Here is a 1,070-nt window from a genome sequence, read left to right on the forward strand (position 1 = left end):
CATCCGATGCATCCGATTGTGGCAGCACGGACAGTCCTTTTGATCCTCACCCAGATCATGTTCGACGCGTTGGCGCGGCAGATCATCAGGCAGCGGCTTGCGGCCGCGTGTCTTCGGTGCCGGCTTTGGAGCCTCCGGCAATCCCGTGTCCGGCACGGCGACCGCCTCGACATCGTCGTCGTCCCGGCTTTCAGCGGCGGCCTGCTCGGCTTCGTTGAAGATGCGCTCCTTGAGCTTTTCGCTCTTCGGCGCGTAGCGGCGCAAGCGCTCCAGGCGCAACTGCTCCTCAAGATGCAGGACGCGTTGCGCGAGTTTCTCGTTCTCCGCCTTCAGCGCCGCGAGCTCGGCCGCGTGCGCCGCGATCAAGGCTTCCAGCTCGTGCGTCGTGGGCCTGCGACTCATCGTAGTCTTGAATCGAAGTCATGCCGCCGCGTCAACCGAGTTCCATGCGGTGGGCGGCGTCATCCGATAGCGCTGATGACGCCGCCCGCATCGAACACGCTCAGCCCACGCTGTGATATTGCCGCACCGGATGACGACGCACCGCCGCGATGTTGATGCCGTCAAGCAGCCAGTGCAGCTCCTCCGTCGTCAGCGTCAGCCCGCCTCCTGACTTCGGGGCCAGTGGAATCTGTCGGCCTCCAGCCGCTTCAGCAGCATCCAAAATCCTGACCGGTCATAAATCAGCAGCTTGATCCGGTCGCGGCGACGATTGCAGAACGCGAACACCGCGCGCTGGAACGGATCCAGCCCCATCGACTGCTCGACCACGATCGCCAGGCTGTTGATGCCCGCCCGGAAGTCAATCGGTTCGCGGTGAAGGTAGACCCGAAGATCAGACGCCAGCCGGAACATCGCAACGCCCCAGCGCTTCAATCACCGCCGACAGCAACTGCGCGTCGCCGCCTTCCAGCGAAAGCGTCACGCCGTTGGGCATCGATGCCGTCAGCCGCCCTGCACAGGATCGCTCCGTCGCGCAAACCGCGATCGCGCCAGCAGATCGAGTTGGCGACGGCGACGGCGCGCGAACCGGAACAAAGGCTGGCGCAATCGGCGCCTCCGGCTGGCCA

At 64.9% G+C, this 1,070-nt stretch carries 1 protein-coding gene and 2 pseudogenes; all 3 read right to left on the bottom strand.

Annotated elements, in window-relative coordinates; translation table 11 throughout:
* Positions 1 to 402: pseudogene (locus XH79_RS06865) on the bottom strand (IS66 family transposase); the annotation flags it as partial.
* Positions 403 to 597: 195 nt separating this feature from the next.
* Positions 598 to 855: an IS66 family insertion sequence element accessory protein TnpB gene (gene tnpB, locus XH79_RS06870; RefSeq protein ID WP_271581161.1), complete on the bottom strand. Its 258-nt coding sequence runs from the start codon at positions 853 to 855 to the stop codon at positions 598 to 600.
* A pseudogene (locus tag XH79_RS06875) lies at positions 836 to 1,070 on the bottom strand (hypothetical protein); the annotation flags it as partial. The pseudogene XH79_RS06875 and the gene tnpB, both read right to left, overlap by 20 nt.

Source organism: Bradyrhizobium sp. CCBAU 45389 (genome assembly GCF_028128625.1).
In the GTDB taxonomy this organism is placed as follows: domain Bacteria; phylum Pseudomonadota; class Alphaproteobacteria; order Rhizobiales; family Xanthobacteraceae; genus Bradyrhizobium; species Bradyrhizobium liaoningense_B.